The following is a 23,305-nucleotide window of genomic DNA, read 5'->3' on the forward strand; positions in this document are numbered from 1 at the left end:
TGCCCACGGCCGCCCCGGTCCAGGGGAGACGAGTGATGGTTGACCTCTTCCGATACATCGAGCACGACTTCGCGGTACCGGCGCGGACCGACGCGATCGACGCCACGAACCAGTCCACGTTCCAGCAGGACCTGGAGGAGGCCGCGGGCGGCGGCGGGGGCGGCGCGGACGCGGGGCCGGACTCCGCAGTGGACGATCCGCCGCCCTCGCCGGCCGCTCAAGTGCGAGCCCTTGCCGAGAAGTTCCTGTCCGAGCGGTTCTCCTCGCCCACGGCCGATCCGACGAAACTGGGCCAGAAGCTCGGCGGGCTGGAGGCCGCGCTGGAGCAACTGCCCACGGTCAACACCCAGAAGGTCCAGCAGCTCGTCCAGGACGTTTTCGGCGCGCCCGTCGCGCAGGTGGTCGCCGGTGCGGCCTTCAAGAGCGACCTGGAGCTCCTGCAGAACGCGGTCGTGGCGGTGAAGCTCGCCACCGGATACGCGGCGGTCGACACCGCGACCGTCGTACGGCAACTCCGCGCCGCGTCCTTCCTGCGACACCTCGCCACCCCCGCCTCCGCCTCCGCGTCTCCGTCCGGGTCCGTCTCAGCCGCGGCCCCGCCCGGCGGCTCCGCCGCGCCCGCCGCCCCGAACCCGCCGCCGGACAAGCTGAACCGCGAGGAGGTGCGGCGCCTGCTTGCACGGCCCCTGAGGATCCCGCCCGGCCCGCTCGCGGCGGTGGCACACCCGTCGGCCGAAGGGCGAACCGTCCGAGCGTCCGAGGAGGGCGCCGCCGCGGAGACGGCCGCGCGGCACGAGCGGACCCACACGCTGCGGCGGGAGCGGGACCGGCTGCAGGCCGCCTACGACAAGCTTCTCGCCGTGCGCCCAGAAGAGTTGGAGGTCACCGCCTCCGAGCCACCGCCACCGCAGGCCGTCGCCACGGCCACGGACTCGGGAGGCGTCGCGGTGGAGGAGGGGCGCTCCGAGATCGGCGATTCAGCCGCGGTCGCCGCCGGGCCTTCGACGATCCTGCTGGCCGAGACGGCGCGCAGGCGGTTCGGCGAGGACGAGCGCGCCGCCATGGCGAAGCTGGACGTCAAGGTCGACCGGACCGCCGTCCCCGTGGCGCTCGACCGCATCGGGCAGCGACTCGTGTCGCTCAACGAGGAACTGCTGCCCGAGGAGGCGCCCACGACGGCCAAGGTCTACCGGGTCGGTGGGCAGCTGTTCGCCGAGACCACGCCGGTCGTCCCCACGGCCGAGGTGGACCAGGCCCGCGCCCCGGACTTCAGCAAGGCGGTCACCCGCCCGGCCGGCGTGGGCAACCTGTTCGTCGTGCGCCAGGAGACCGTCGGATACCGGGCGGGCGAGATCTCCCACATCGAGAACGTCCTGGAGCACGAACAGCTCCGCCGCTGGACCCGCCGATCCGAGAGCTCGGAGATCATCGAGACCGAGGAGACGCTGACCTCGCAGACCGACGAGCGCGACCAGCAGTCCACCCAGCGCAACGAGCTCGCCGCCGAGACCCAGCGGGAGTCGGGCCGGCAGAGCAGCACCTCCGGCGACGGCATGACCTCCTCCGACTACGGGCGGCTGGTGGAGAACAACAAGAGCAACTTCGCCCAGAGCGTCGTCGCCAGGTCGGTCGAGCGACGCACCTCGGAAGTGCGCCGGCAGAGGGTGAGCCGGGAGAGCCGCAGCTATGTCGAGCGGGTCGGACACGTCCTCGACAACCACCAGGGCGTGGAGAAGATCCGCGGGATCTACCAATGGGTCGACAAGGTCTACAACCTGCGGACTCTCAACTACGGCAAGCGCCTGATGTACGACGTCGTCGTGCCCGAACCCGCCGCCGTGCTCGTCCAGGCACTCAAGGACGCCGCCAAGCCCGAGCACTTCCAGCTGGTCAAGCCCCTCGACCCCGGGCTGTACCCCGACCAGATCAACGCCTCCAACTACATGTGGTACGCCACGCAGTACGGCGTCACCGGCTCCGTCACCCCGCCGCCCGCGGTCTACGCCAAGACGATCTCGCAGACTCAGGTGATCGAGGGCAGCAAGAAGGTCGCGGCGTACGGAGGGGAGTCCCACGTCGCCCAGCAGGCCTCCTTCAAACTGCCCGTACCCGAGGGGTACAAGGCGGTCGCCGGCTATGTGCAGACCACCAACATGGACTACCTGGCACCGCCCCCGGGAGCAGCCCTCGAAGTCGTCGTCGGCGAGAGCATCCACCGCCGTGTGCAGGAGTCCGGAGGCGGCAACCCCTTCCTCAACGCCCCGTTCACGATGGCGGGGGAGACCGGTGAAGTCCCGGTCGGCGTCCGCTCCTTCGCGCAGGTCGTCTCCGTCGCCTACGCCGTCGCGCTGGTCTGCCAGCGCACCGACGAGGCCTATGCCCAGTGGCAGCTGAAGACCCACGCGACCATCGTCGGCGGCTACCAGCGCAAGCTCGCGGAGTACGAGGAGAAGCTCGCCCGCTACGTCGCCGCCACGCGCGCCCAGCTCGCCGCCGCCGGCGGACTGGGCCACGACCCGGCCGTCACCCTCCAGGAGCTCAAGCGGGCCTTCGTGTTCCTGCTGCTCGGCGAGCACCCGCAGACCTGGCTGCCGACACCCGCACCGGCACCCGCGCCACCGGGCGCGGCGCTCCCCGATCCCCTCGCCGTGCGGGAATGGGGTTCCGTCGTGGCGTTCTTCGAGCGCGCCTTCGAGTGGGAGAACCTCATGCACACCTGCTACCCCTACTACTGGGGCCGCCCCCCGCGGTGGCAGGAGCTGCTGCTCACGCAGGACGCCGACCCGCAGTTCGAGGCCTTCCTCAAGGCCGGTGCGGCGCGCGTCGTCGTCCCCGTCCGGCCCGGCTTCGAGGCCGCCCTGGCCCACTTCCACGAGACGGGGGACGTGTGGATGGGTGAGGAGATCCCCGACATGTACGGCGACCACTACCTGTCGATCATCGAGGAGATCAAGGCCGCCAACCGGGCCCCCGGCGAGGAGGTGTGCGTGGAGCAGTGGGAGGTCGCCCTGCCCACGACGCTGGTCCTCCTCAAGGAGGACGCCACCCTGCCGGCCTGGCCGGCCACGACCTGCGGGCCGGAGTCCTGACGCCGTGGCGGAGGACCTGCGCGAGGAGGTGCGGCGCCGGGCGCTCTGGTTCTACGAGACCCAGCTCCGCCTCCTCAACTACGACAAGTTCCGGTCCCTGCGGCCCGACTCCGACGACCCGCGGCTGGACCTGATCTCGGAGCAGCAGTTCACGGCTACCTTCGGTGGCGGCCCGAGCGGCCGGCTCAAGGAGGCCGGCCGGGTCTACCTCGACAGCGGACAGCCCGTGTGGACCCAGGACGAGGAGGCCCGCCACGGCGCCTTCGGCGCCTCGCTCGTCGGCAGGATGGGCGACTGGCTCGGGGCCCACGAGCCCCGGCGGGTCACCGAGCGCCTCAGTGCGCTGCGTACCGCGTACGAGGCGAGCGCCTACGGATCGGACTGGGAGTCGCCCTCCGTCCTGGACCCGTTCAAGCGCGAGCACGCGGCCCTGCCCACCGAGGCGCAACCGGGCGGCGAGCGGATCGCCTACGCGATCGCCCGTGCCGAACTCGCCGCCGAGAAACCCTGGCTGATCCCCGAGCTGTACAAGGCCGCGGGCGAGGACACGAGCAAGGCGCCGGGCTGGGTCGGCAGCCTGGAGCGCTACGTCGACGAGTTCGAGGCCGAGCTCGGGCTGGCCGTGGGCGGCATCGGCGGCGTCCGGCCGCCCTTCGACCCGGACGCGCCCGCGGCGTACCGGGCCTTCCTCGCCGCCATGCTGGCCGCCGGCACCGAACGCCCCACCGGCGAGGCGGTGAAGGTCCGGCTGCTCGACCTCGTCAAGCTGAAGCCCGAGGACGCGGAGCCGACCTACCAGCATCGGCACTCCGTGGCGACCAACGGCGCACCGATGGGCCCGGTCGCGGCGTTCCCGTTCTCCCGGCGCGTGGCCTACTGGAGCGGCGTCATCCATGCGCCGCTCGGTGAGTGCCTCTGCCTCAAGGCCAACTCGGACATGGGCCTGTGCCAGCTGGTCCGGCTCCTCTACCGGTACGGTCCCGTGCCGGCCGGCCTCGCCCCCGGGACGACCCCCCGCTGGCGCGTCCGCACGGCACCCGGCGAGAAGTTCGACGCCTTCATGGAAGCCCGCGCCGCCGACGTCGCCGCCGACCCCGAACTGTCCGCCCGGTTCCGCTCCGCCGAGATCCGACTCCGGTCCATCCTGGAGGCGGTCACGGCCAATCCAAGGGCCCAGGACCCGAGTTGGTCCCCCCTCGCGGGCGAGATCCTCAAACAGGGCCTCCTGTCCTACAAGTACTGGATGGACGAGAAACCCCGCGCCCAGGACAACGACCGGCTGAACAAGGTCAAGACCGGACTGGGGCAAGGGGACGCGGCCGACCAGGAGATGGAGTTCTGGTCGGAGAACCACTACATCATGTTCGCCTCCTCCGAGTACCTCCTCGGACAGCTCTGGGCGGACGACACCTTCCAGCCGTGCGGACTGTTCGCCGACCCGGGCGACCGCACCGGTGCGAAGACCGGGGCCCAGCGGCGCGAGCGCGGACGAGCCCGCGTGCTGAAATGGCTCAACAACCGGCTGATGTTCGGTTGGATGGAGTACAACTCGTCGGGCTACTACCGCGAACACCTCTGGGCCCTGCTCAATCTGGTCGACTTCGCACTCGACGAGGAGGTGCGTAAGAAGGCCGAGATGGCGGTCGACCTGATGCTCTTCGACGTCGCACGGTTCTCGCACCGCGGATCCATGGGAGCGGCCGGCGGACGCAGCCAGTTCAAGTCGAAGAGCCACGGTTACGACAACGGGCTCACCGACGTCGCGGAGATGCTCTTCGGTGAGAAGGGCGTCTACAACGAGGGCAACGCCCAGGTCGGCGCCAGCTTCGCCTCCTCCACGTACGCCCGGGCCGTCCCCCGGGTGCTCCTGGAGATCGGCGCCCATCCCCCCGGGTTCGCCTTCACGGACCGCTCCCGTGTCTCGGTCACCTTCGACGAGGCCCCCAAGTACGGCATCACGTGGTCCCAGAAGTCCGTCGTGAAGGACTCGCTGCTGCGGGGATACGCCGCCAAACGCGCCCGCCACTTCCCCCACGTCGCGGAGGTGAACCGCGACATCGCCCGCACGCACGAGGGGTACGGCGCGGTCGAGGACGACACCGTCTTCTTCTGGGGCATGTCCGCGTTCTTCAACAAGCAGGTCGTCCGGAACTCGCTGCACGTGGTCCATCGCTTCGGCCTGGAGAAGTCCAAGGCCTTCGGCGCGATCCGGTGGCTGGTCGAGACGATCATCCCGCTGCTCCGGGCGCCCGCCGACGGCCTCCTCGACCTGCCGGCACTCGTCGCGGCGCCCTTCACGGGCGGCCAGGGCCCCGACGAGCTGGACGAGAAGACGGCCGACGACCTCTCCCTGCTCCTCGAAGGATCGACCCGCAGCCGCGCCAACATCGTCACCTACCGCTCACCCGGGGCGATGCTCTCCACCACCCAGAACTTCCGCTACGGCCAGCTCAACTTCCAGAGCAGCGTCCAGCAGGCCACGCTCAACGGCGCGGTCAACGTGTTCGTCACCACCGGATTCGGCGGACTCGACATCCCCGGCACGGCCGCCTTCGGCGCGGGCGCCCTGATCGGCGGACTGGTGCTCGGACCCGTCGGCGCCATCGGCGGCGGCATCGCCGCGGTCGTCGCCAACAACGAACTCGTCCAGGGCGAGGTCATCGACGACACGGACGGCCCCGACTGGTGGACGGGGTACTGGGCGATGCCCCGCGTGCTCCAGCACGGTGGCGCCGCGATCATGCTCTCCGAGTTCCACGACATCCAGGACTTCCTGGCCGAGACAGGCTCGCACGCCTGGTTCCCCAAGGCCGGGTTCGACCAGGTGACGGAACGGCGCACGTCCGCGTACGACGACGCCAACTTCCCGCTGCTCGACATCGGCCACATCGGACCCAAGGGATTCTGGCTCTTCGGCAAGGTGGTGCACCCGGCACCCGAGGGCTCCACCGCCGAACCCGAGGAGGGGTACGTCGGAGTCTTCTCCAACAAGCGTCCCGAGTGGCTGACGAAGGAGTCCGACCCCTACGCGGGGCGCCTGGAGAAGCAGGGCACGGAGGGGATCTGGAAGGACCCGCCGGACCTCTTCGCGGACAAGGACTGGTACGTCAACGGCAAGAACGTGTGGATCGTGCAGGTCGGCTCCAAGAGCGAGTTCGGCGGCTTCGAGGAGTTCATGGACCGGGTCTCGGCCGCCCGCGTGCACGTGGACGACACCGGCGACCTGGAGTGCACCTACGACGTGCCCCGGCCCGGTGGAGGGTCGGACCGGCTGCGCCTCACCAACGGGGACGGCGGGGAGTTCGAGCTCAACGGCCGGCCACTGGGCACCGATCTGTTCCCGCGCTTCGAGAACCCGTTCGTCCGGGGCGGGCTCGTGGAGTGGGGGCAGCGGGCCTACTGCCTGGAGTGGAACGGCAGCACGCTGGTGCACGACTTCGGCGACTTCCGGGACCCGGTCCGCGAGGAGCAGCCGGAGGAGGAGCCGCGGGACGCCGACACGATCATCGCCCTCGTGATCCATCTGCGCACCGGGGACGCGGCCATGGAAGCGTTCACGGTGGCGACGGCGACGGTGGAGGTCGGCTGCGCACGCCTCACGAGCGACCAGGTGGTCGCGGCCGGCCCGATCGGCGAGGACACCACCCACGACGCCGAGTGGATCTTCCTGGACCGGCCCGTGCGCCGCAGCCCCGACATGACCCTGGCCCTCACCCATCCCGCCTCCGGCGGCGACCCCTTCGACCCGGGCCTGCTCGGACTGCGGGAGCCGGAGCTCCCGGACCTGTCCGACCCCCTGGACCTGCCGGCGTTCGACCCGGTCCTGCTGCTCGGCCCCCTGGCGCTCTTCGGCGAGGCGGGCGACCCCGAGTGGCAGGCCACGTACTCCCTCAAGGCGCTCATGGGCGACCGGCGGCTCCGGGACTGCTCGGTGCCCTTCGGGCAGGTGGACGTGTCGGGGGACCGCCGCGGCACCGGGCCGCGTCCGTTCGCCGTGCGCGTCGGGGCGTGGGACGAGTGGGTGCAGGTGCCGGGAGCGGTTCGGGCCCGCCGCTGGCTGGCGGGCCGGCAACCGGCGGCCGGATCGGTCTGGCAGGCCCACCTCGATCTGTTCCTCGTCGACGACGACGGGGAGTTGTGGCACAAGCGGGCCTCGTGCGGCATGAGCGTCGGCGTGTGGAAGCGGGTGCGGCCGGACGGGGAGGCGCCGGAGTGGCGGCGCGTCCGCTCGTGGGCCGCAGCCTCGGACGCCGCAGGCCGGGCGATCGTGTGGGCGCTCAGCGAGGGGCGTCTGCTGGCACGGGTCAGCGACGCACAGGGTCACTGGGGAGAGGGGTGGTCCGACCTTCGGCCGAAGGTGCTGAGCGGACTCACCGTGAAGACGGTGCCCCTCGGGCCGGGCAGCGCCCTGAGCGCCGTACCGGGAGACGGCCTGCTGTCCGCGACGGCCGTCCTCTGTCTGACCGGCGCGGACGGCGAGGTCTATCTCCACCACGGGTGGAACCCGGGCGAGGACGGTCTGTGGGAACGGGTGGAAACCACCGGGTTCGACCTCGCGCCGGGTTCCCCGGTGGGCGTGGCCGGTGAGTGCCTCGTCGCGCGTTCGGCGCAGGGCGGCCTGTGGCTGAGGGACCCCGGCGCGCTGGTCCTCCTCGGCGGACCCTGGCAGGAACTGGAGGGACCGGGACACACGGTGACGCGGTGCGTCGTCGCGGGTGGCGGGGGCGAGGTGCTGATCGCGGCCTCCGGGGCGGCGGGCCGGGTCAGCCTCGGACGGCGCCGCGGCGGCGAGCCTCTGCGCTGGATGCCCGCACGGGCCGAGGACGGCTGGCGGCCCCGCCCGGATGCCGAGGTGACGTGGGCCTTGCCGGAGCCTGGGGTGGCCTGGGCCCTCGCCGCCGGGACCGACGGGACGGTGCGGTCGGCCTCGGTGACGGACGGCATCTGGCGGCCGGTGGGGCGCGTACCGGGCCCGGGCAAGGGGCCGGACGGGGGATCGGCCGAGGCCTCCGGCGAGGACTCGGGTGGCCGGACGGTGGCCGCCGTCTGCCGGATCCCCGGACAGGTCGAGGTGATCTCCGACACCGAGGAGGGGCTCCTGAACTGGACGTGGTGGTCGTAGCGGCCGCCCCGGCGGGACGAGATCGGCACGGGCACGGCGATGGATCGGGCGGGCGGGCCCGGCCCGATCCCGGTCATGGGGGAGAGCGCACCGCCCGCCGACGGCACACGTGTCCGGTGCCCGCGGCCCTCCCCGGGCGCCGAGGGCATCGGCTCCGCCGGCCTCCAGCTCACAGCCCCGCGAGGAGACGCCCGGTGTAGCCGAGCATCACGGTCCAGAACAGACCGGTGTAGCCGCGCTCACCGATCTTGTAGTTGAACCGCCGGCCCAGGAACGTCGCGACCAGCATGAGCGGCACGCACGCGAGGGCGACGAGGTAGTCCCCGCCGTCGAGCAGGGCCGCGTCCGTCCAGACCGCCGTCTTGGTCACGTCCCCGACGAGCGAGACCAGGGACAGGGCCCCGACGAGGTGCATGCGGTCCAGGTCCAGTGCCCGGACGGCGAGTCCCTTCAGGGGGCCTGACGTACCGCTGAACCCGGAGGTCGCGCCGGAGGCGAACGCCAGGATCGGGGATCCGATCCGCCGGAAGCGCTGGAGGTCGAGGGTCTCCACCAGGAACGCCAGTCCGAAGCCCAGGATGACCGCGATCGTCACCCACGTCTCCGGCGCCGAGACGAACAGTTTCGCGCCCAGGAACGTTCCGGCCGCGACCAGGACGACCACCGGAACCGCCGCCCGGTAGGGCAGGGTCTTGCGGTACGCGGCGACCTTCACCAGGTTGTTGGCGGCGAGCAGCAGTGCCGCCAGGGCCACGCCGGACTTCGTTCCGAGGGCGAGGGCCAGCGTCGGCACCAGGACGAGACTGCCTCCGAACCCGGCGGAGGCGGACAGCGCGAACGCGGCGAAGACCGCCACGAACACGACCGGAACCAGATACGGATCCATCGGTGTGCTCCTCAGTCGGCCGGCCCCCCGACGCCGCCCGCCCCCTCGTCGGCGCCGTCGTCGGCGGCCGGAGCGGTGTGACCTTCTTCCTCCACGATGGAACCGTCCGCGCCGGCGCGCCACAGGGGGCGGACATCCCGTGGTTTATTCGTCTGAGGCAACCAATTCCCTTCCGGACGTGCCCTGTTCCGCCCGCACGTGTCCTCCACTCGGTCCTGATGAATCGTTTCTGATGTCCCCGCACGGGTGATCCGTCACCCCGAACACGTACCGAACCGAGCGATCCGGGGCAGACATGTCCCATCGGCGAATGGCTCCGCAGCGAGGGATTCCGACGCATGGCTCCTGCCGTCCCGCGACCGAAGGTTCCAGATGGACGCTGAACCAAGGCGTGTCGTCGTCGTAGGAGACTGCCCGCTCATACGGCTCGGCATCGTCCAACTGATCACCGGCGAACCGGATCTCCGCCTGGTCGCGGCCGTGTCCTCCGTCGACGAGCTGGACGAGCATCCCGTCGACGCCGGAACAGCGGTGCTCAACCTCCGGCTCTCGACCTTCGAACTGGCCCGTGCCGTGTCCCGGCTCTGCACCCGCGGCCACGGGGTCGTCGTCGTCTCGGCCGCGGCGCACATCGACCTGGCGCCGGCGATCCGCGCCGGAGCGCGCGGCTGTCTGGACAGCCAGGCCGAACAGGCGGAGGTGCTCGCCGCCGTGCGGTCCGTGGCCGCGGGCGAGACCTACGTGCCGGGGCCGCTCGCCGTTCATCTGATCGTGACGCCCCTCCACCTGACGGACCGGGAACGGGAGATCCTGGGACGCGTCGCCAGCGGTGACACCGACCGGGAGATCGCCCTCCTGCTCGGCATCAGCGAACACACGGTGCACTCCCACCTGGACCGCCTCCGGGACAAGGTCGGTGGTCGGCGGAGGGCCGACCTCACCCGCTTCGCCATCGAGCACAGCCTCGTTCCGCCCACCCCGGGCCTGGGTAGATATACCCACCCGGCACGGGGCGAATAGGCCCTAGGCAGAGTACGCGCCGGGAGGAAGACTGGATGTGGACGACCGCGAGGCCATACGGCGCTGAGTGACGGCCCTTCCGTCCGCGTTCGCGCCTCCGTCCCCTGGAATGTCCCGCCTGCGAAAACCGATTCGGTGTGCTCCGGGACGTTCTCTGCAAGGCCTCCTGCACCTTCATCCGCACCAGAGCGGGGAGGTCGAGTTGATACGTCGGCAGCCCGGTTTCCCGGACGAATCGGAAGACGACCGCGCGGCGCGTCGGCTGGAGGAATTCCTGCGAGCCCGAGGGCTCAAGGGCGCCGAAACCGACGAGCCGGACGAGCCTGATGAGAAGGACGAGCCGGACGAGAAGGACGGGCCTGATGAGTCGGATGAGACGGCCGACCCCGATGAGACCGCGGCCGAGTCCGGCGAAACAGCCGAATCCGACGAGACGGCCGAGTCCGACGAGACGGCCGAGCCGGACGACGAGGCCGGCTCCGGCACCCCCGAGGGCCGGTCGGCCGAGCCGTGACGCGGGACCTCGACGGTACGAGGAGATCAGCGATGCGTGGGAATCCTCAGGACACAGCAGTCGTGAAGGGCGAACGCCAAGGCATCCCCGGCGGCAAGGCGTTGGCGCGCCTCATGCTCGAACTGGCCCGCACCGGCCACGCGGACGCGGCCGTGGAGGCGGCCCTGCACGCCCGCCCGGACATGGACGAGGAGGCGGCCCAGGCCCTGCTGGAGAGCGTGGCGGGCCGTCCCCCCGACGGCCATGACGACGACGGCGGGGGAGACGACGACGGAGGCGACGGAGGCGACGGAGACGCCGGGGGAGCCGGTCCGGGAGAGGGCGGCACGCAGTCCGCCAAGCCACCGTCCGCGGGTGGCGCCGACCCCGGCGAGGAGATGGAACAGGTCGCCGCGAACTACATGGCCGTGGCCGAGAGACTGTCGATGACCCAGCCGAGCCCCACCGGCCCCAACTGGCGCTCGCTCGGCCCGTGGACGATACCCAACGGACAGACCTACGGCGCCGCCCGGATCAACGCCTCCGGACGCGTCTCGTCCGTGGCCGTGGACCCCGGCAACGCCAGTCACCTGCTGGCCGGAGCGGCGCACGGCGGCATCTGGGAGAGCTACAACCGCGGACAGTCCTGGGCCCCGCGCACCGACCACGCGGCGACCCTCACCACAGGGGCCATCGCCTTCCACCCGACGGCCCCGGCCACCGTCCTCGCGGGCACGGGCGAAGGCGACTGGTGGCGGGGCTTCGGGACCGGCATCCTCCGGTCCACCAACGGCGGATCCACCTGGACGAGCCTGGTCACCGCGCCGTTCGTCGGCCAGGGCTTCCACGACCTGGAGTTCGACCGGGCCACCCCCACCCGCGTCTACGCGGCGACGACGGGCGGCCTCTACGTCTCCAACGACACCGGAGCGACGTGGACACAGCGGCGCACCGCGTGGACCTGGTCGGTCGCGGTCGCCCCGTCCGGCGCCGAGGCGTTCGCCGCCTGCCGGGACGGCCTGTTCCGGTCCACCGACGGCGGCACCACGTGGAACGCCGTCACCCTGCCGGGCACGCCCCCCGCGACCTGGAGCAGGCTCGCCGTTGCCATCGCCCCGTCGGACCCGACGGTCGCCTACGTCTTCGGCGCCGGCGCGTCCCCCTACCTGGCCCGGCGCGCCGCCGGCACCTGGACGGCGATCGGGGCGCCCACCGGAGTGAGCATCCTCCAGGCCTGGTACGACTGGTTCCTGGCCGTCTCGCCGGACAACGCCGGCCAGATCTACTGCGGAGCCATCAGCGCCCACCGGGGTGACCTCTCCGGTACCACCTGGACCTGGACGGACATCGCCAGCAGGCCCTCGCCCGGCCAGTCGATCCACCCCGACCAGCACGCCATCGCCTTCGAACCGGGCCAGCCCCAGGTCGTCTACATCGGCAACGACGGCGGGCTCTACCGCAGCCCGGACCGGGGCGTCACCTGGCAGCACCTCAACAACGGACTGGAGATCACCGAGTTCGAGTACCTCGCGCAGGACCTGGGCTCCTCGCGCTGGCTCATGGGCGGCACCCAGGACAACGGCACCGAACGGTGGACCGGTTCGCCCAGCTGGCTGCACTCGCAGGACGGAGACGGCGGTGACTGCGGGGTCAACCGCACCGACCCGCGCACGGTGTTCCACAGCTTCTACAACATGGGCGTGGAGCGCTCCACGTCCCGGGGCGACTGGGGCAGCTGGGCGTGGCTGCCGCCGCCGGTCGTGGCCGGAGAGCAATCTCTCTTCTATCCGCCGTTCGAGTCCAGCGCCACCAACGGCAACACGGTCGCCCAGGCCGGCGGAGCCCTCTACGTCTCCCGCGACAACTGCACCAACTGGACGCGGCTGGGTTTCCCCACGGCCGACACCGCCTCCGCGATGTACATCCCGACGGCGGACCAGGTGTACGTCGGAACCATCGCCGGCCGGCTCTACGTGACCCGGTGGAACGGCACCGCGTGGGGCGCGCTCACCGCGCTCACCACGCCCCGGGCCAACGCCTGGATCAGCGACATCCACGTCGACCCGACCGACACGAACCGCGTCTGGGTCACCCACACGACGCGCGACGGAGGCCGTGTCTGGCGGTCGACCGACGGCGGCACGACGTGGGCCGACCGCACGGCCGCCCTGCCCAACCTGCCGCTGAACGCCGTCGAGGTGCACCCGGGGAACCGCGACCGCGTCTGGGTCGCCGCCGACCTGGGCGTCTACCAGACGCTGGACGGCGGCGCGTCCTGGCAGATGTTCTCCAACGGCCTGCCCAACGCCTTCGTCGGCGACCTGCTCTACCAGCGGCACGCCAGGGTGCTCCGGGCCGGGCTGCGCAACCGGGGCGTCTGGGAGATCCCGGTGGACGGCTGGATGACCCAGCCCGTGTGCGGCGTCCAGTGGACGGGCACCGTCGCGGCCAACTCGACCCGCCGCTTCTTCACCTGGGGCTGGCCCGCCACCTGGCACGTCCTGTGGACGGTCATGCCCACCACGATCCGCCCAGGTGCCGAGGAGCTGACCTGGAAGGTCCAGGTGGAACGAGGAGACGCCGAGTACGTCACGTACTGGGTCTCCGTCACCAACCTCACACCCGTCCCGGTCGCATTCGAGGGCCGGTTCGCCATCCTCAGCCGCTACTGAACCGGGAGAAGCGCGATGTGGACCAACGTTCATTACACCGGAACGCTCGGGGCCAACGCGAGCACACGGCTCTTCACCTACGGGTGGCCGGCGTCCTGGCACGTCGTCTGGTACCTGGTGCCGACGAATCCGCAGTCCGGTGCTCCGCAGGTGGACTGGGACGTTGCGGTCGAGCGCTACGAGGCCGGCTACGTGACGTACTGGATCACCGTGAAGAACCTCACCGCGGCCACGATGACCTACGAGGCCCGGTACGCCGTCCTCAACTGACCCGCCCCACCCGTACACGGAAGGACCGAGCCATGCGCATCACGATCGAGATCGACGGCGCCGGCGAGCAGCCGTCCTCCCCGGACTGCACCCCTCCGGTGCCGCGGCCCGAGCCTGTGTCGGGAGTGGACATGGGACCTGCCCCGAACTCCGGTGGACCCACGGGCCAGCCGTCCACCTCCCCCGGGCAGTCGCTGCCCTCCACCGACCAGCCGTACGCGACCGATCCGACGTCGACCGGTACCGACCTTGCGGCCGGTACCGCACCGACGATGTGACCGGCGCCGGGAGCCGGTACCAGGTCTGAGCCGAACGGGTTCTCACGGCCCCGGCCCCGCCTGTCGGGCCGGGGCCGGGGGCGGCCGACGGTTACGGTGCCGTCCGTGGTCCCCATCGACGAGGAGAGCTTCCCCGGCGGTGTCCTCCACGGAGACACGGCACGGGACATCGCACGGCTGACCGACCCCGGGCTGACCGCCGTCGTCCTGGCCCGGCGCGAACGCCCCGGCTGGCTGGACGAGTTGGCCGAGCTCGTGGTCTCGCGGCGGCTCGTCATCCCGCGTACGACACTGGCCGCGGTCTCCCCCGACGAGTTCGCCGACTGGTCCCGCACCGCCCTGGCCGGCACGGACAGGGCGGTCGCGCGTGCGCTCCTGGACGACATGACGGGGATCGTCGAGCAGGTGACGGCCACGGCGGACGTCCGCCGCGTGATGGTGCGGGTGTTCACCGAGGCGCCCACCCGGCGCTGCGGGTTCCACGTCGACACGGTCCCGCCGCAGGCCCCCACGACCGGTGCCGTGCGGGTCTACAACGGCCCGACGACGGAGTACGTCTCCGGCGACGACGTCCGGAGCATGAAGGACTTCTACGCCTACCTGTCACGCCGGGAGCGGGTGTCGAGGGAGACGGCGCCCGGCCCGGACCGTGCCGGGGCAGATCCGCTGACCGACCTGGACGAGACCCCGTCGTTCCTGCGGCCCCACGCCCCCGTCCACCGGGTGCCGCCGGACGCGACCGTCTACTTCAAGCACATCGACGTACGGCGTCACTGGTCGCCGCATCCCGTGGCGGACGCCTGGATCCACCGCTCGCCCATGCAGGGCCCGCCGAGGCTGGTCCTCAACGTGTCCCCGGCACAGCGTGCCCGGACACGCCCCGGTCGGGGACCAGCAGCACATGGCTGAGGGCGGGCAGCGAGGGGTCGAGAGAGCGCAGCAGCCGCAGCACCCGGGCGCCCGCCCGGGCCGGCCCGTGATGTGCCGTGAACCAGGACCTCGGCCCGACCGTCGTGCCGACCGCCCCCAGCACGGCCGGCACCACGTCGTCCACGCCGTCGAAGAAGGTCCCGGTGAAGGCGTTGACGTACTGCCATCCGCCGAGGATCGACCGGTTGACGACGACGGGCACGTCGAGGCAGAGGGCCTCGGCGAGCACCCTCGGCGAGGCGTCGAGAACGGCCGGAACGAACAGGCAGCGCGCGGCGGCGATCACCGCGAGCAGCGCGGACCACTCCAGCGGGCCGGACGTCCTGACCCCCGGCAGCGACCCGGCGCCGGGCGGGGCGTCGACGACCAGGACGCGCAGACCCGTCTCCGCGGCCAGTCGGCGCAGGCAGCGGGCGGCGAGCGGCCAGTTCTTCGCCCGCTGCCGCCAGGGCTCCGCACCGGAGACGTGGACCACGTCCGCGACCGGCTCCGTCGTCAGGGCCCGTGCCGCCGGGGTGCGACGGACCCGGCGCGGGTCGACCCGGAGCGGGTCGATGAAGTCGGACTCGCTCACCAGGAGACGCGGCCCGTTCGCCGGCAGGAACCGGTCCGGTTCACGGAAGCAGTGCAGCCACGCCTCGCAGAGCAGCCCGTAGTCGCGCTCGTCACGGAAACCGGCCCCCGGGAAACCCAGGTAGCTGGTGGCACCGACGAAGCGACAGCCCTCGTCCGCGAGCTCGTTCAGCCGCACGTGCTGGGCGCGGGTGACGACGGGAGCCCGGACCACCGCCCACGGCAGCACCTCGCCGCCCGGCCCGCTCACCCGCAGGAACGGCGCACCCGCCGCGAGATCCACCCGTCGTCCTCCCCACGGGGATCGACACAGCGACATCACAGGAGAGGCCATGACAGGAGAGGCCATGACCGAGCCCATCAGACGCGACTTCTTCACGGAGCGCAACGGCGCCACGCGCATCGAGATCTTCGACGAACTCGGTGACACCGCGAAGGCCGCCCTACACGCCTTCTTCCGGCGGACGGGCTCACCCCACCTGATGGACGAGGTGGTCCTGCCGCTGTTCCGCGACGGCGACTCGCAGATCTTCGCCGCCGTCCGCGACCGGCCGTGGCCGCCCTGGGGACTGGGCGCGCGCAACATCGTCGGAGTCCTGCAGACGCACCTGGTCTCCGACGGATGCTGGGGGCTGAGCCCGGTGCACGTCGCCGACGAGGACCTCACCAACACCGGCCTGTGCGCCGCCCTCTACAAGGAGGCCCTGGAGACGCTGGCCGTCGACCCCGGCGCCGAGGTGCACTACCTCCTCGCCGAGGAGTCGCGACTCGCCGACCTGGTCATGCGCCGGACCGGCTTCGAGCGCACGGAGGACGTCTTCCTCACCGAGGCGGCGCGGTACCTCACCTACCGGGCCCCGGCCCGCGAGCTCCTCAAGAACCTCGGCCTGGCCGGGGCCGACCCGGTCGACCTGCTCGCCGGCGCGGTCGACGACGAGGTGTACGCGCGCAACGCGAGCTTCCACGGCACGGTGTACCTGGGATCGCGCGCGGAATGGACCGCCGACCGCGTCACCGTCCCCTCCGAGATCGCCCGCCTGGTCCGCGGCGGCCACTACAGCAAGCCGGCCGGGGTGCCCACGGGGACGGGCCGGTTCGAGCGGGACGTGCTCGCCGAGGTCGCGCAGGGCGTACGGGAGTTCCTCACCGAAGCCGAGCAGGACGACCTCCTCCGGTACGCCCTCGACAGCGAGTCCTCGTTCCGGCCGGCCACGATCCAGCCGCACGGGCCGGGGGCGGCGGTGGTGGACGAGCGGGTCCGCAGCAGCAAGGTCCTGTACGACCTCGGCCGCTTCGAGGCCCTGTTCACCGAGCGCATCAAGGAGCAGCTGGAGACGGTACGCGCCCGGCTGGGCCACCCGGCGTTCCCGCTGGGCCGCATCGAGCTCCAGGTCACGGCCAACGGCGACCGGGACTACTTCGGCATGCACCGTGACAGCGACGACGGAGACACCCGCGAGCTCACCTTCGTCCACTTCTTCTCCGCCGAGCCGCGCCGCTTCTCCGGCGGGGAGCTGCGCGTCTTCGAGACGGTCGTCGAGGACGGGCGGATCGTCCCCACGGACCGCAGCCAGACGATCGTGCCGCGCGCCAACCTCGCGGTGTTCTTCCCGAGCCGCCACGACCACGAGGTGCTGCCCGTACGCGTACCGGGCAAGGCGTTCGCCGACAGCCGGTTCAGCGTGACCGGCTGGATCCACCGGAAGTGACCGGCGCGTGCGTGAAGAACCGGAGGCGACCGGCGCGTCGCGTCAGGAACCGGGAGTGACCGGCGCGCGGCGTGAGGAGCAGGGAGTCACCGACGCGCCGGCCGTGCCGGAGTCCCGGGAGTGCGTGGCGTGGTCCGTCGAGGGCCACGTCGCGCTCCCCTCCGGCCGCGTGCGGCGGGCCGTGCGCGAGACCCACCACGGCCCCTTCCCCGACGCGCCGGGGCTGCTGTCCCGCGCGGTGCGGGCCGACGCCCACGGCGTACGCGCCCGCTACCTCTTCGCCTCGGCCGAGGAGGCCGCCGGTTTCGCCGCCGCCGGGGACCCCGCCCTGCACCGGCTCGGGACGGCCCGCACCGGACCGGTGGCCGCCGTCCCCGACGCCCCGCTCGCCGCGCCCGTGATCATCGTCTCCCCGCCGCGCTCCGGCAGCACCGCGCTGTTCGACGCGCTGGCCCGCGGCCCCGCCCTGTGGACGGCCGGCGGAGAGAGCGAGGGGGTGATCGAGGGCGTACCCGGACTCCACCCGGCCGCCCGCGGCTACGCCTCGCACGCGCTGGACGCCGAGGACGCCGACACCTGGGGGCACGCGGTACGGGCGGGCTTCCTCGCCGATCTCCGCGACGCGCGCCGACGGCACGGAGGTCCGTACGCGAGCGGGGGCGGGCCACCCAGGCTGCTGGAGAAGACCCCGGAGAACAGCCTGCGGCTCCCCTTCCTGCTGCGGCTGTTCCCCGACGCCACGGTCGTCCGGCTGCACCGCGACGCCCGTGACACGGTGGCCAGCATGGTGCGGGCCTGGACCCACCCCGGCTTCGTCAACATCCCGGACCTGCCCGGCTGGCCACGGCGGGACTGGCACCTGCTGCTGCCGCCGGGCTGGCGCGGCTGGGCGGGCGAGGACCTCGCACGGATCGCGGCCCGGCAGTGGGCCGCCGCCGTGGACGCGATCCTCGACGCCCGAGACCTGCGCCCGGCCGTCCCCTGGGTGGACGTCGACTACGCCGCGCTGCGCGCCGCACCGGGGCGGACGCTGCGACGGCTGGAGGCCGAACTGGGCCTGCCCGCCGCGACGGCAGGCAGGGAGCTGCCCCTGTCGGCCACGACGATCAGCCCGCCGCGCCCCGGCAAGTGGCGCGACACCCCGGGCTTCGACCCGGCGGCGCTCGACGCCGTGCGGCCCACCCTGCGGCGCCTCACGAACGGACACCCGACGATGCCCCCGTCCACACCGCCCTCCCCGTCCACCCCTTCCGCCTCGCCCTCCCCGGTCTCCCGCGCAGGCCGTGCCGGCCCGGAGCCCATCGGCAGCCGCCCCGCCTTCGCCTGCTGGCTCCACGAGACGGACCCCACAGCATCGGACCCCACCGCATCGGAGGCGGTGCTCGACCCGGCCGCGGTGCTCCAGACCGGGGTCACCATCCCCCTCGGCATGGCGCGCAGGGCCCGTTTCCGGGACCGCTTCCTGACCGGCCGTCCCCTCCTGTGGACCGACGACCCCGGGACGGCGGCGCTCGTCCCCTTCTGGGTGCGCTTCGAGGACTTCTGGGCGCTCCGCGCGCTCGCCCCGGGACGCCCCCTGCCGCCCGGCTTCCCGCCCGGACTGCGCGCCGCGCTCGCCGGGGCCGGCGCGCTCGGGACGGCGGAGCAGCGCGCGCGCCGTACGGCCCTGGCCGATGCCGCCGTCGCCGAGGCCGCCGAGGAGTTCGCGCGTACGGACGTCTGCGGGACGGGCCGACTGGTGCGCCCCGGGCACCGCGCGGCGCTGCTCGACTACTACGAGAGGCTCATCGCGACCGGCTCGTGGCCCCTCGGCGACGCACAGGTCGAGGGCCGCTACGGCTGGTACAACGAGTCGTTGTCGCGCTTCTTCCACCACCAGTTCGGCCCCCTGGTGGGCCGCCTCGCGGGACGGCCGGTGAGGCCCTCGTACTCGTACGTCTCCGCGTACCGCGCGGGCGCCGTCCTCGACCGGCACGTCGACCGCGAGCAGTGCGAGTACACGGTGTCCCTGCTCCTCGGGGAGTCGGGACCGGGCATCGAGGGCGGCTGGCCGCTGCTCCTGGACACGGCCGAGGGGCCGGTCTCCCTGGTCCAGCGCCCCGGTGAGGCGGTGCTCTTCCGGGGCACCCGCGTACCGCACTGGCGCCCGCCGCTGCCCGACGGGAGCACCCACACGTCGCTGCTGTTCCACTACGTCCCGGCCGAGTTCACCCGGACCCTGTACTGAGCCGGCTACTGCGGATCGAGGAAGCCGATGTGCCGGGCCTCGGCCTCCGAGACCCGGGGCGCGATCCGCTCCCACCGGGCGACCGCCCGCCGGCCCACGGCGCGCACGACACGGGCATCGGCAAGGCCACCGGTACCGGCGTCGGCACGGGCCTCGACACGGGTGAAGCCCGTCGGCGCCGGTCCCGTCCCGAACATCGCCTCGGCGGCGGGGGCGGTCAGCAGCATGTCCCACACGAGGTGGATCCGGTCGGCGGCCCCGGTGTTCTCGGCCGCGTGGACGCACCCGTGGTTGACCAGGTAGACGGTCCCGGCCGTCAGATGGTGGAGGTCGCCGTCCAGCAGCAGGGTGGCCCCGGGGCCGGTGACGAGCGGGAGGTGGAAGCGGGCCCGCACGCCCACGTCGCCGGTGCGCGACCGTACGACGCTGTGCTCCTCGTGCGGCGCGAGCGCGGCCCCGGGGCCGAGCACGTTGATCCGGAAGTTGACCAGGTGCGGCAGCGCCTCCGCCAGCGCGGACAGGGCGGGGTAGCGTGCGCGGTCGTGGAACCGCTTGCCGAAGCAGGACAGGTCGTGGTCCCGGGAGAAGTCGTCGCAGCGGCCCGAGGCGTTGAGCAGGCTGAACTGCTCCACCCGGCCGCGAGGACCGGTCCAGGCCGTGACGTGGCCGGGATCGCCCGCCAGCGAGGGGACGTGCCCGGCACGCAGCGCCTCCGCCTCCGCCGTGAGGTCCCGCAGGGTCGGGGCGTCGGCGGAGAACAGCCGCAGGCAACGGATCCCGGGGCGGTGGTAGTTGGCGTCCCGGATGCCGCGCAGGAGCGCCAGCGGATCGTGGCGGGTCGTCGTCATCGGAAGGGACACCTCTCCAGGAGGAGGTCCAGGTCGGGGAGTGCCCCCGGGAGCGTCGCGAAATCGGCCAGCGCGACCGGGTCGAGACCGGCACCGTCGGCGCCGACGGGCACCGCCGGAGGCACCGGCACACCGACGGAGAGGAAGTAGTCGTGGAACTTGCTGTCGTCGCCGCCGGGCAGGGGCCGGAACCGGACCCAGACGGCCGGGATCCCGTACGCGTGACTGAGGACGATGCCGTGCAGGCTCGACGAGGCGACCAGACCGGCCCCCGCCAGCTGCTCGACGACGTCCTCGACCCCGCCCTGGACGTCGACGATCCGCCAGCCCGCCGGAATTCCGCGCCGCGCCCGGGCCTTGTCCGCGAAGTGCGGGACGACCGCGGGCCGTCCGCCCGCCCGGACCGCGCGCACGGGCAGGAACCTCGGCACCAGCAGCCCGGGGTCTCCGTAGACCGGAGGACAGACGGCGCCCGAGCGCAGGGCCGCCTCCCGGGTGAGCGGCCCCCGGACGGCGAGCAGTTCGGCCCGCGGGTCGACGCGCTCGCCGGCCTCCATCACACCCGCCCCCCACACCACGGCGCCGGGGCCCGCGAGCGCGGCCACGCTGCCCGTGACGAAGTGCTTGCGGCCCGGGGCGTGCGGAGCGACCCACCGGGCCGGCGCGCCGGAGATCCGGCGGATCAGCCAGGGAGTGAGCCGGTCACCGACATTGCCCTGACTGGGCACCCGGCACCAGAAGGCGGGGACGGACTCGGACACGTCCGTCACTGTAGCGAGCGGACCGCGCTTCTCGTCCGCACCTACCACCGGGATGTCGCCTGGTTGCGCTACGCGCTGGCGGCCGTCGAGAAGTGGTGCCACGGCTTCGCGGACGTGGTCGTCGTGACCCCGCGCACCGGAGCCGCCGCGGTGCGCCGGGCGGTCCGCGGCGACGTACGGCTCACGGTGTGCCCGGACTACCGGGACGACTACCTGGGACAGCAGGTGACCAAGTTGTACGCGGACGAGTTCACGGACGCCGACCTCATCTGCCACCTCGACTCGGACGTCGTCTTCGACCGCCCCGTCTCGCCCGCCGACCTGCTGGCCGCCGGCCGGCCCTGGATCGTCCGCAAGGCGGTCACCCTGCTCGGCCGGCACCGGCCCTGGCTCGCCCCGACGGAGGAGTTCCTGGGGCGTCCGGTCGCCCACGACTTCATGCAGCAGCCGCCCTTCACGTACCCGCGCGGGCTGTACGCGGAGGTACGCGCCCTGTGCCGGGAGCGCCACGGAACCCCCCTGGCCCGCTACGTGGCGGGGCGGCCGCCCCGGGGCTTCTCCGAGTTCAACGTCCTGGGCGCCCACGCCCACGCCGCCCACCGCACCGCCTTCACCTGGTACGACGCGGACACGGCGGAGGTACCGCGGCTGTGCCGCTGGTACTGGAGCAGGGGAGGCATCGACGCGCCCCTGCGCCGGGAACTGGACGCGATCGTCCACGTCCCGGGCGGCCCGCCGCCTGGGACCGCCTGATCGGTTCCCGTACGCGCGGGGAAGGCGGCGTCCACGGCACGCGTCCACCGTAGGGGTGCGGATTGTCACTCCGTACGGCCCGGATGGTGCGGTTTGCGCGTTGTTACCGTGTGGCGGCGCCCGCAGCACGGACGCGCCCGCCCCTCGACACCGCCCGGAGCCGCCCGTGTCCCCGTCCCCCGCCAGGTCCGCCGCCGAGCACCTCGACGTCCTCGTCGTCGGAGCCGGGCTCTCGGGCATCGGCGCCGCGCGCTACCTGAGGACCGAGCTCCCGTCGAAGAGCTTCGCGATCCTCGAGGCACGCCAGGCGTCCGGCGGGACCTGGGACCTGTTCCGCTACCCGGGCATCCGGTCCGACTCGGACCTGCACACCTTCGGATACGCGTTCAAGCCCTGGCGCGGCGAGCAGTCCATCGCCGACGGGCCCCGGATCCTCGACTACCTGCGGCAGACCGCCGCCGAGAACGGCATCGACGCGCACATCCGGTACCACCACAAGGTGCTCGGTGCGTCCTGGTCGACCGACGAGGCGCGCTGGACCGTCGACGTCGAGCGCACCGACACGGGCGAGCGCACCACGCTGACCTGCGGCTGGCTCTTCTGCGCCGGGGGCTACTACCGCTACGACGAGGGCTTCACGCCCCGCTTCGAGGGCCTGGACCGGTTCGCGGGGCCCGTCGTGCACCCGCAGCACTGGCCGGAGGAGCTGGACCACGCCGGCAAGCGCGTCGTGGTGATCGGCAGCGGGGCGACCGCGGTCACGCTCGTCCCGGCGATGGCCGGGACCGCCGCGCACGTGACCATGCTGCAGCGCACGCCGACCTACGTCATGCCGATCGCGCGCACCGACGTGGTCGCCGACGCGCTCAAGAAGTACCTCGGCGGGCGGCGCGGACACGCCCTGTCCCGGCGCAAGAACATCACCCGGCAGCGCCTCGGCTGGGGCTTCTGCCGGCGGTTCCCGAAGACGGCGCGACGCGTGATCCGCTGGGTCAACACCCGTCAGCTTCCCGCCGGTTATCCCGTCGACGAGCACTTCAACCCGCCGTACGACCCGTGGGACCAGCGGCTGTGCGCCGTCCCCGACGGCGATCTGTTCCGGGCGATCCGCGAGGGCCGGGCCTCGGTGGTCACCGACCGGATCACCACGTTCACCGAACGGGGTGTCCTCCTGGAGTCCGGCCGGGAGCTGGCGGCGGACGTCGTCGTCACCGCCACCGGGCTGAACCTGCAGGCGTTCGGCGGCCTCCGCCTCACCGTCGACGGCCGCGAGGTGCGGCCCTCGGACACCCTCGCGTACAAGGGCGTGATGCTCTCGGGCGTGCCGAACTTCGCCTTCGCCATCGGCTACACCAATTCCTCCTGGACCCTGAAGATCGACCTGCTGAGCCGGTACTTCTGCCGACTCCTGGCCCATCTGGACGCCCACGGCCACGACAGCTGCCGGCCCGAGCCGGCGGACCCCGGGATGGCGACCCGTCCGTTCCTCGACTTCGGCGCCGGCTACGTCCGGCGTGGCGTCGACTCGCTGCCCCGGCAGGGGGACCGGACACCGTGGCTGACCTCGATGAACTACCACGACGACGTCGGGCTGCTGGGCTCCGGCAGCATCGCCGACCCGGAACTGGTCTTCTCCCGGGCCACGGCCCGGACGGGGGCGACGGTGTGACGGGC

Annotated in this window: 16 protein-coding genes; 12 read left to right on the forward strand and 4 right to left on the reverse strand. The window is 72.6% G+C overall.

The genetic code is table 11. The features are described from left to right. Window positions 1–35: 35 nt before the first annotated feature. Together ACF08F_RS16375 and ACF08F_RS16380 are read left to right on the forward strand one after the other, a co-directional pair. Window positions 36–3,089: a hypothetical protein gene (locus tag ACF08F_RS16375; protein WP_392299163.1), complete on the forward strand. Its 3,054-nt coding sequence runs from the start codon at window positions 36–38 to the stop codon at window positions 3,087–3,089. 4 nt (window positions 3,090–3,093) lie between these two features. Next, window positions 3,094–8,211: a hypothetical protein gene (locus ACF08F_RS16380; protein ID WP_392299164.1), complete on the forward strand. Its 5,118-nt coding sequence runs from the start codon at window positions 3,094–3,096 to the stop codon at window positions 8,209–8,211. A 169-nt stretch (window positions 8,212–8,380) separates the two neighbouring features. On the opposite strand, the gene ACF08F_RS16385 is transcribed toward ACF08F_RS16380, so the two are convergent. Next, complete coding sequence (locus ACF08F_RS16385) at window positions 8,381–9,097, reverse strand: TSUP family transporter (protein WP_392299165.1); 717 nt, start codon at window positions 9,095–9,097, stop codon at window positions 8,381–8,383. A 372-nt stretch (window positions 9,098–9,469) separates the two neighbouring features. On the opposite strand from ACF08F_RS16385, the gene ACF08F_RS16390 reads away from it, so the two are divergent. The 6 genes from ACF08F_RS16390 to ACF08F_RS16415 all read left to right on the forward strand — a co-directional run bounded on the left by ACF08F_RS16390 (window position 9,470) and on the right by ACF08F_RS16415 (window position 14,739). Next, on the forward strand, window positions 9,470–10,117 hold the full coding sequence (locus ACF08F_RS16390) for a LuxR C-terminal-related transcriptional regulator (RefSeq protein ID WP_392299166.1): 648 nt from the start codon (window positions 9,470–9,472) through the stop codon (window positions 10,115–10,117). Between the two features lie 109 nt (window positions 10,118–10,226). Continuing rightward, window positions 10,227–10,631, forward strand: a complete 405-nt coding sequence (locus ACF08F_RS16395; protein ID WP_392299167.1) for a hypothetical protein — start codon at window positions 10,227–10,229, stop codon at window positions 10,629–10,631. Between the two features lie 32 nt (window positions 10,632–10,663). Then, entirely contained in the window at window positions 10,664–13,282 is a 2,619-nt protein-coding gene (locus ACF08F_RS16400) for a WD40/YVTN/BNR-like repeat-containing protein (protein WP_392299168.1), read from the forward strand. A gap of 15 nt (window positions 13,283–13,297) precedes the next feature. Continuing rightward, complete coding sequence (locus tag ACF08F_RS16405; RefSeq protein WP_392299169.1) at window positions 13,298–13,552, forward strand: hypothetical protein; 255 nt, start codon at window positions 13,298–13,300, stop codon at window positions 13,550–13,552. Between the two features lie 32 nt (window positions 13,553–13,584). After that, window positions 13,585–13,830 (forward strand): hypothetical protein, encoded by a 246-nt coding sequence (locus ACF08F_RS16410; protein ID WP_392299170.1) that lies wholly within the window; start codon window positions 13,585–13,587, stop codon window positions 13,828–13,830. Window positions 13,831–13,935: 105 nt separating this feature from the next. Next, complete coding sequence (locus tag ACF08F_RS16415; RefSeq protein ID WP_392299171.1) at window positions 13,936–14,739, forward strand: DUF1826 domain-containing protein; 804 nt, start codon at window positions 13,936–13,938, stop codon at window positions 14,737–14,739. Here the strand turns inward: ACF08F_RS16415 and ACF08F_RS16420 are convergent. Next, window positions 14,675–15,616, reverse strand: coding sequence for a hypothetical protein (locus ACF08F_RS16420; RefSeq protein ID WP_392299172.1), 942 nt, complete (start codon window positions 15,614–15,616; stop codon window positions 14,675–14,677). The two genes, ACF08F_RS16415 and ACF08F_RS16420, sit on opposite strands and share 65 nt — an antisense overlap. Before the next feature lie 64 nt (window positions 15,617–15,680). On the opposite strand from ACF08F_RS16420, the gene ACF08F_RS16425 reads away from it, so the two are divergent. Together ACF08F_RS16425 and ACF08F_RS16430 are read left to right on the forward strand one after the other, a co-directional pair. Next, a complete protein-coding gene (locus tag ACF08F_RS16425; protein ID WP_392299173.1) occupies window positions 15,681–17,042 on the forward strand; it encodes a 2OG-Fe(II) oxygenase in 1,362 nt (453 codons plus the stop codon). A gap of 55 nt (window positions 17,043–17,097) precedes the next feature. Further along, window positions 17,098–19,269 (forward strand): sulfotransferase family protein, encoded by a 2,172-nt coding sequence (locus ACF08F_RS16430; RefSeq protein WP_392299174.1) that lies wholly within the window; start codon window positions 17,098–17,100, stop codon window positions 19,267–19,269. Window positions 19,270–19,274: 5 nt separating this feature from the next. Here ACF08F_RS16430 and ACF08F_RS16435 read toward each other — a convergent pair whose 3' ends face one another. Both ACF08F_RS16435 and ACF08F_RS16440 read right to left on the reverse strand, forming a co-directional pair. After that, complete coding sequence (locus ACF08F_RS16435; RefSeq protein ID WP_392299175.1) at window positions 19,275–20,117, reverse strand: aspartyl/asparaginyl beta-hydroxylase domain-containing protein; 843 nt, start codon at window positions 20,115–20,117, stop codon at window positions 19,275–19,277. Next, entirely contained in the window at window positions 20,114–20,878 is a 765-nt protein-coding gene (locus tag ACF08F_RS16440) for a polysaccharide pyruvyl transferase family protein (RefSeq protein ID WP_392299176.1), read from the reverse strand. Before ACF08F_RS16440 ends, ACF08F_RS16435 begins: the two co-directional genes overlap by 4 nt. Window positions 20,879–20,941: 63 nt before the next feature. On the opposite strand from ACF08F_RS16440, the gene ACF08F_RS16445 reads away from it, so the two are divergent. Both ACF08F_RS16445 and ACF08F_RS16450 read left to right on the forward strand, forming a co-directional pair. Further along, window positions 20,942–21,631: a hypothetical protein gene (locus ACF08F_RS16445; protein ID WP_392299177.1), complete on the forward strand. Its 690-nt coding sequence runs from the start codon at window positions 20,942–20,944 to the stop codon at window positions 21,629–21,631. Window positions 21,632–21,797: 166 nt separating this feature from the next. Continuing rightward, the gene (locus tag ACF08F_RS16450; protein ID WP_392299178.1) at window positions 21,798–23,300 is read left to right on the forward strand and encodes a flavin-containing monooxygenase; all 1,503 of its coding nucleotides are present in this window, start codon (window positions 21,798–21,800) and stop codon (window positions 23,298–23,300) included. The last annotated feature ends 5 nt before the right edge of the window (window positions 23,301–23,305 follow it).

The organism is Streptomyces sp. NPDC015130, from assembly GCF_043080005.1.
Taxonomy (GTDB): Bacteria; Actinomycetota; Actinomycetes; order Streptomycetales; family Streptomycetaceae; genus Streptomyces.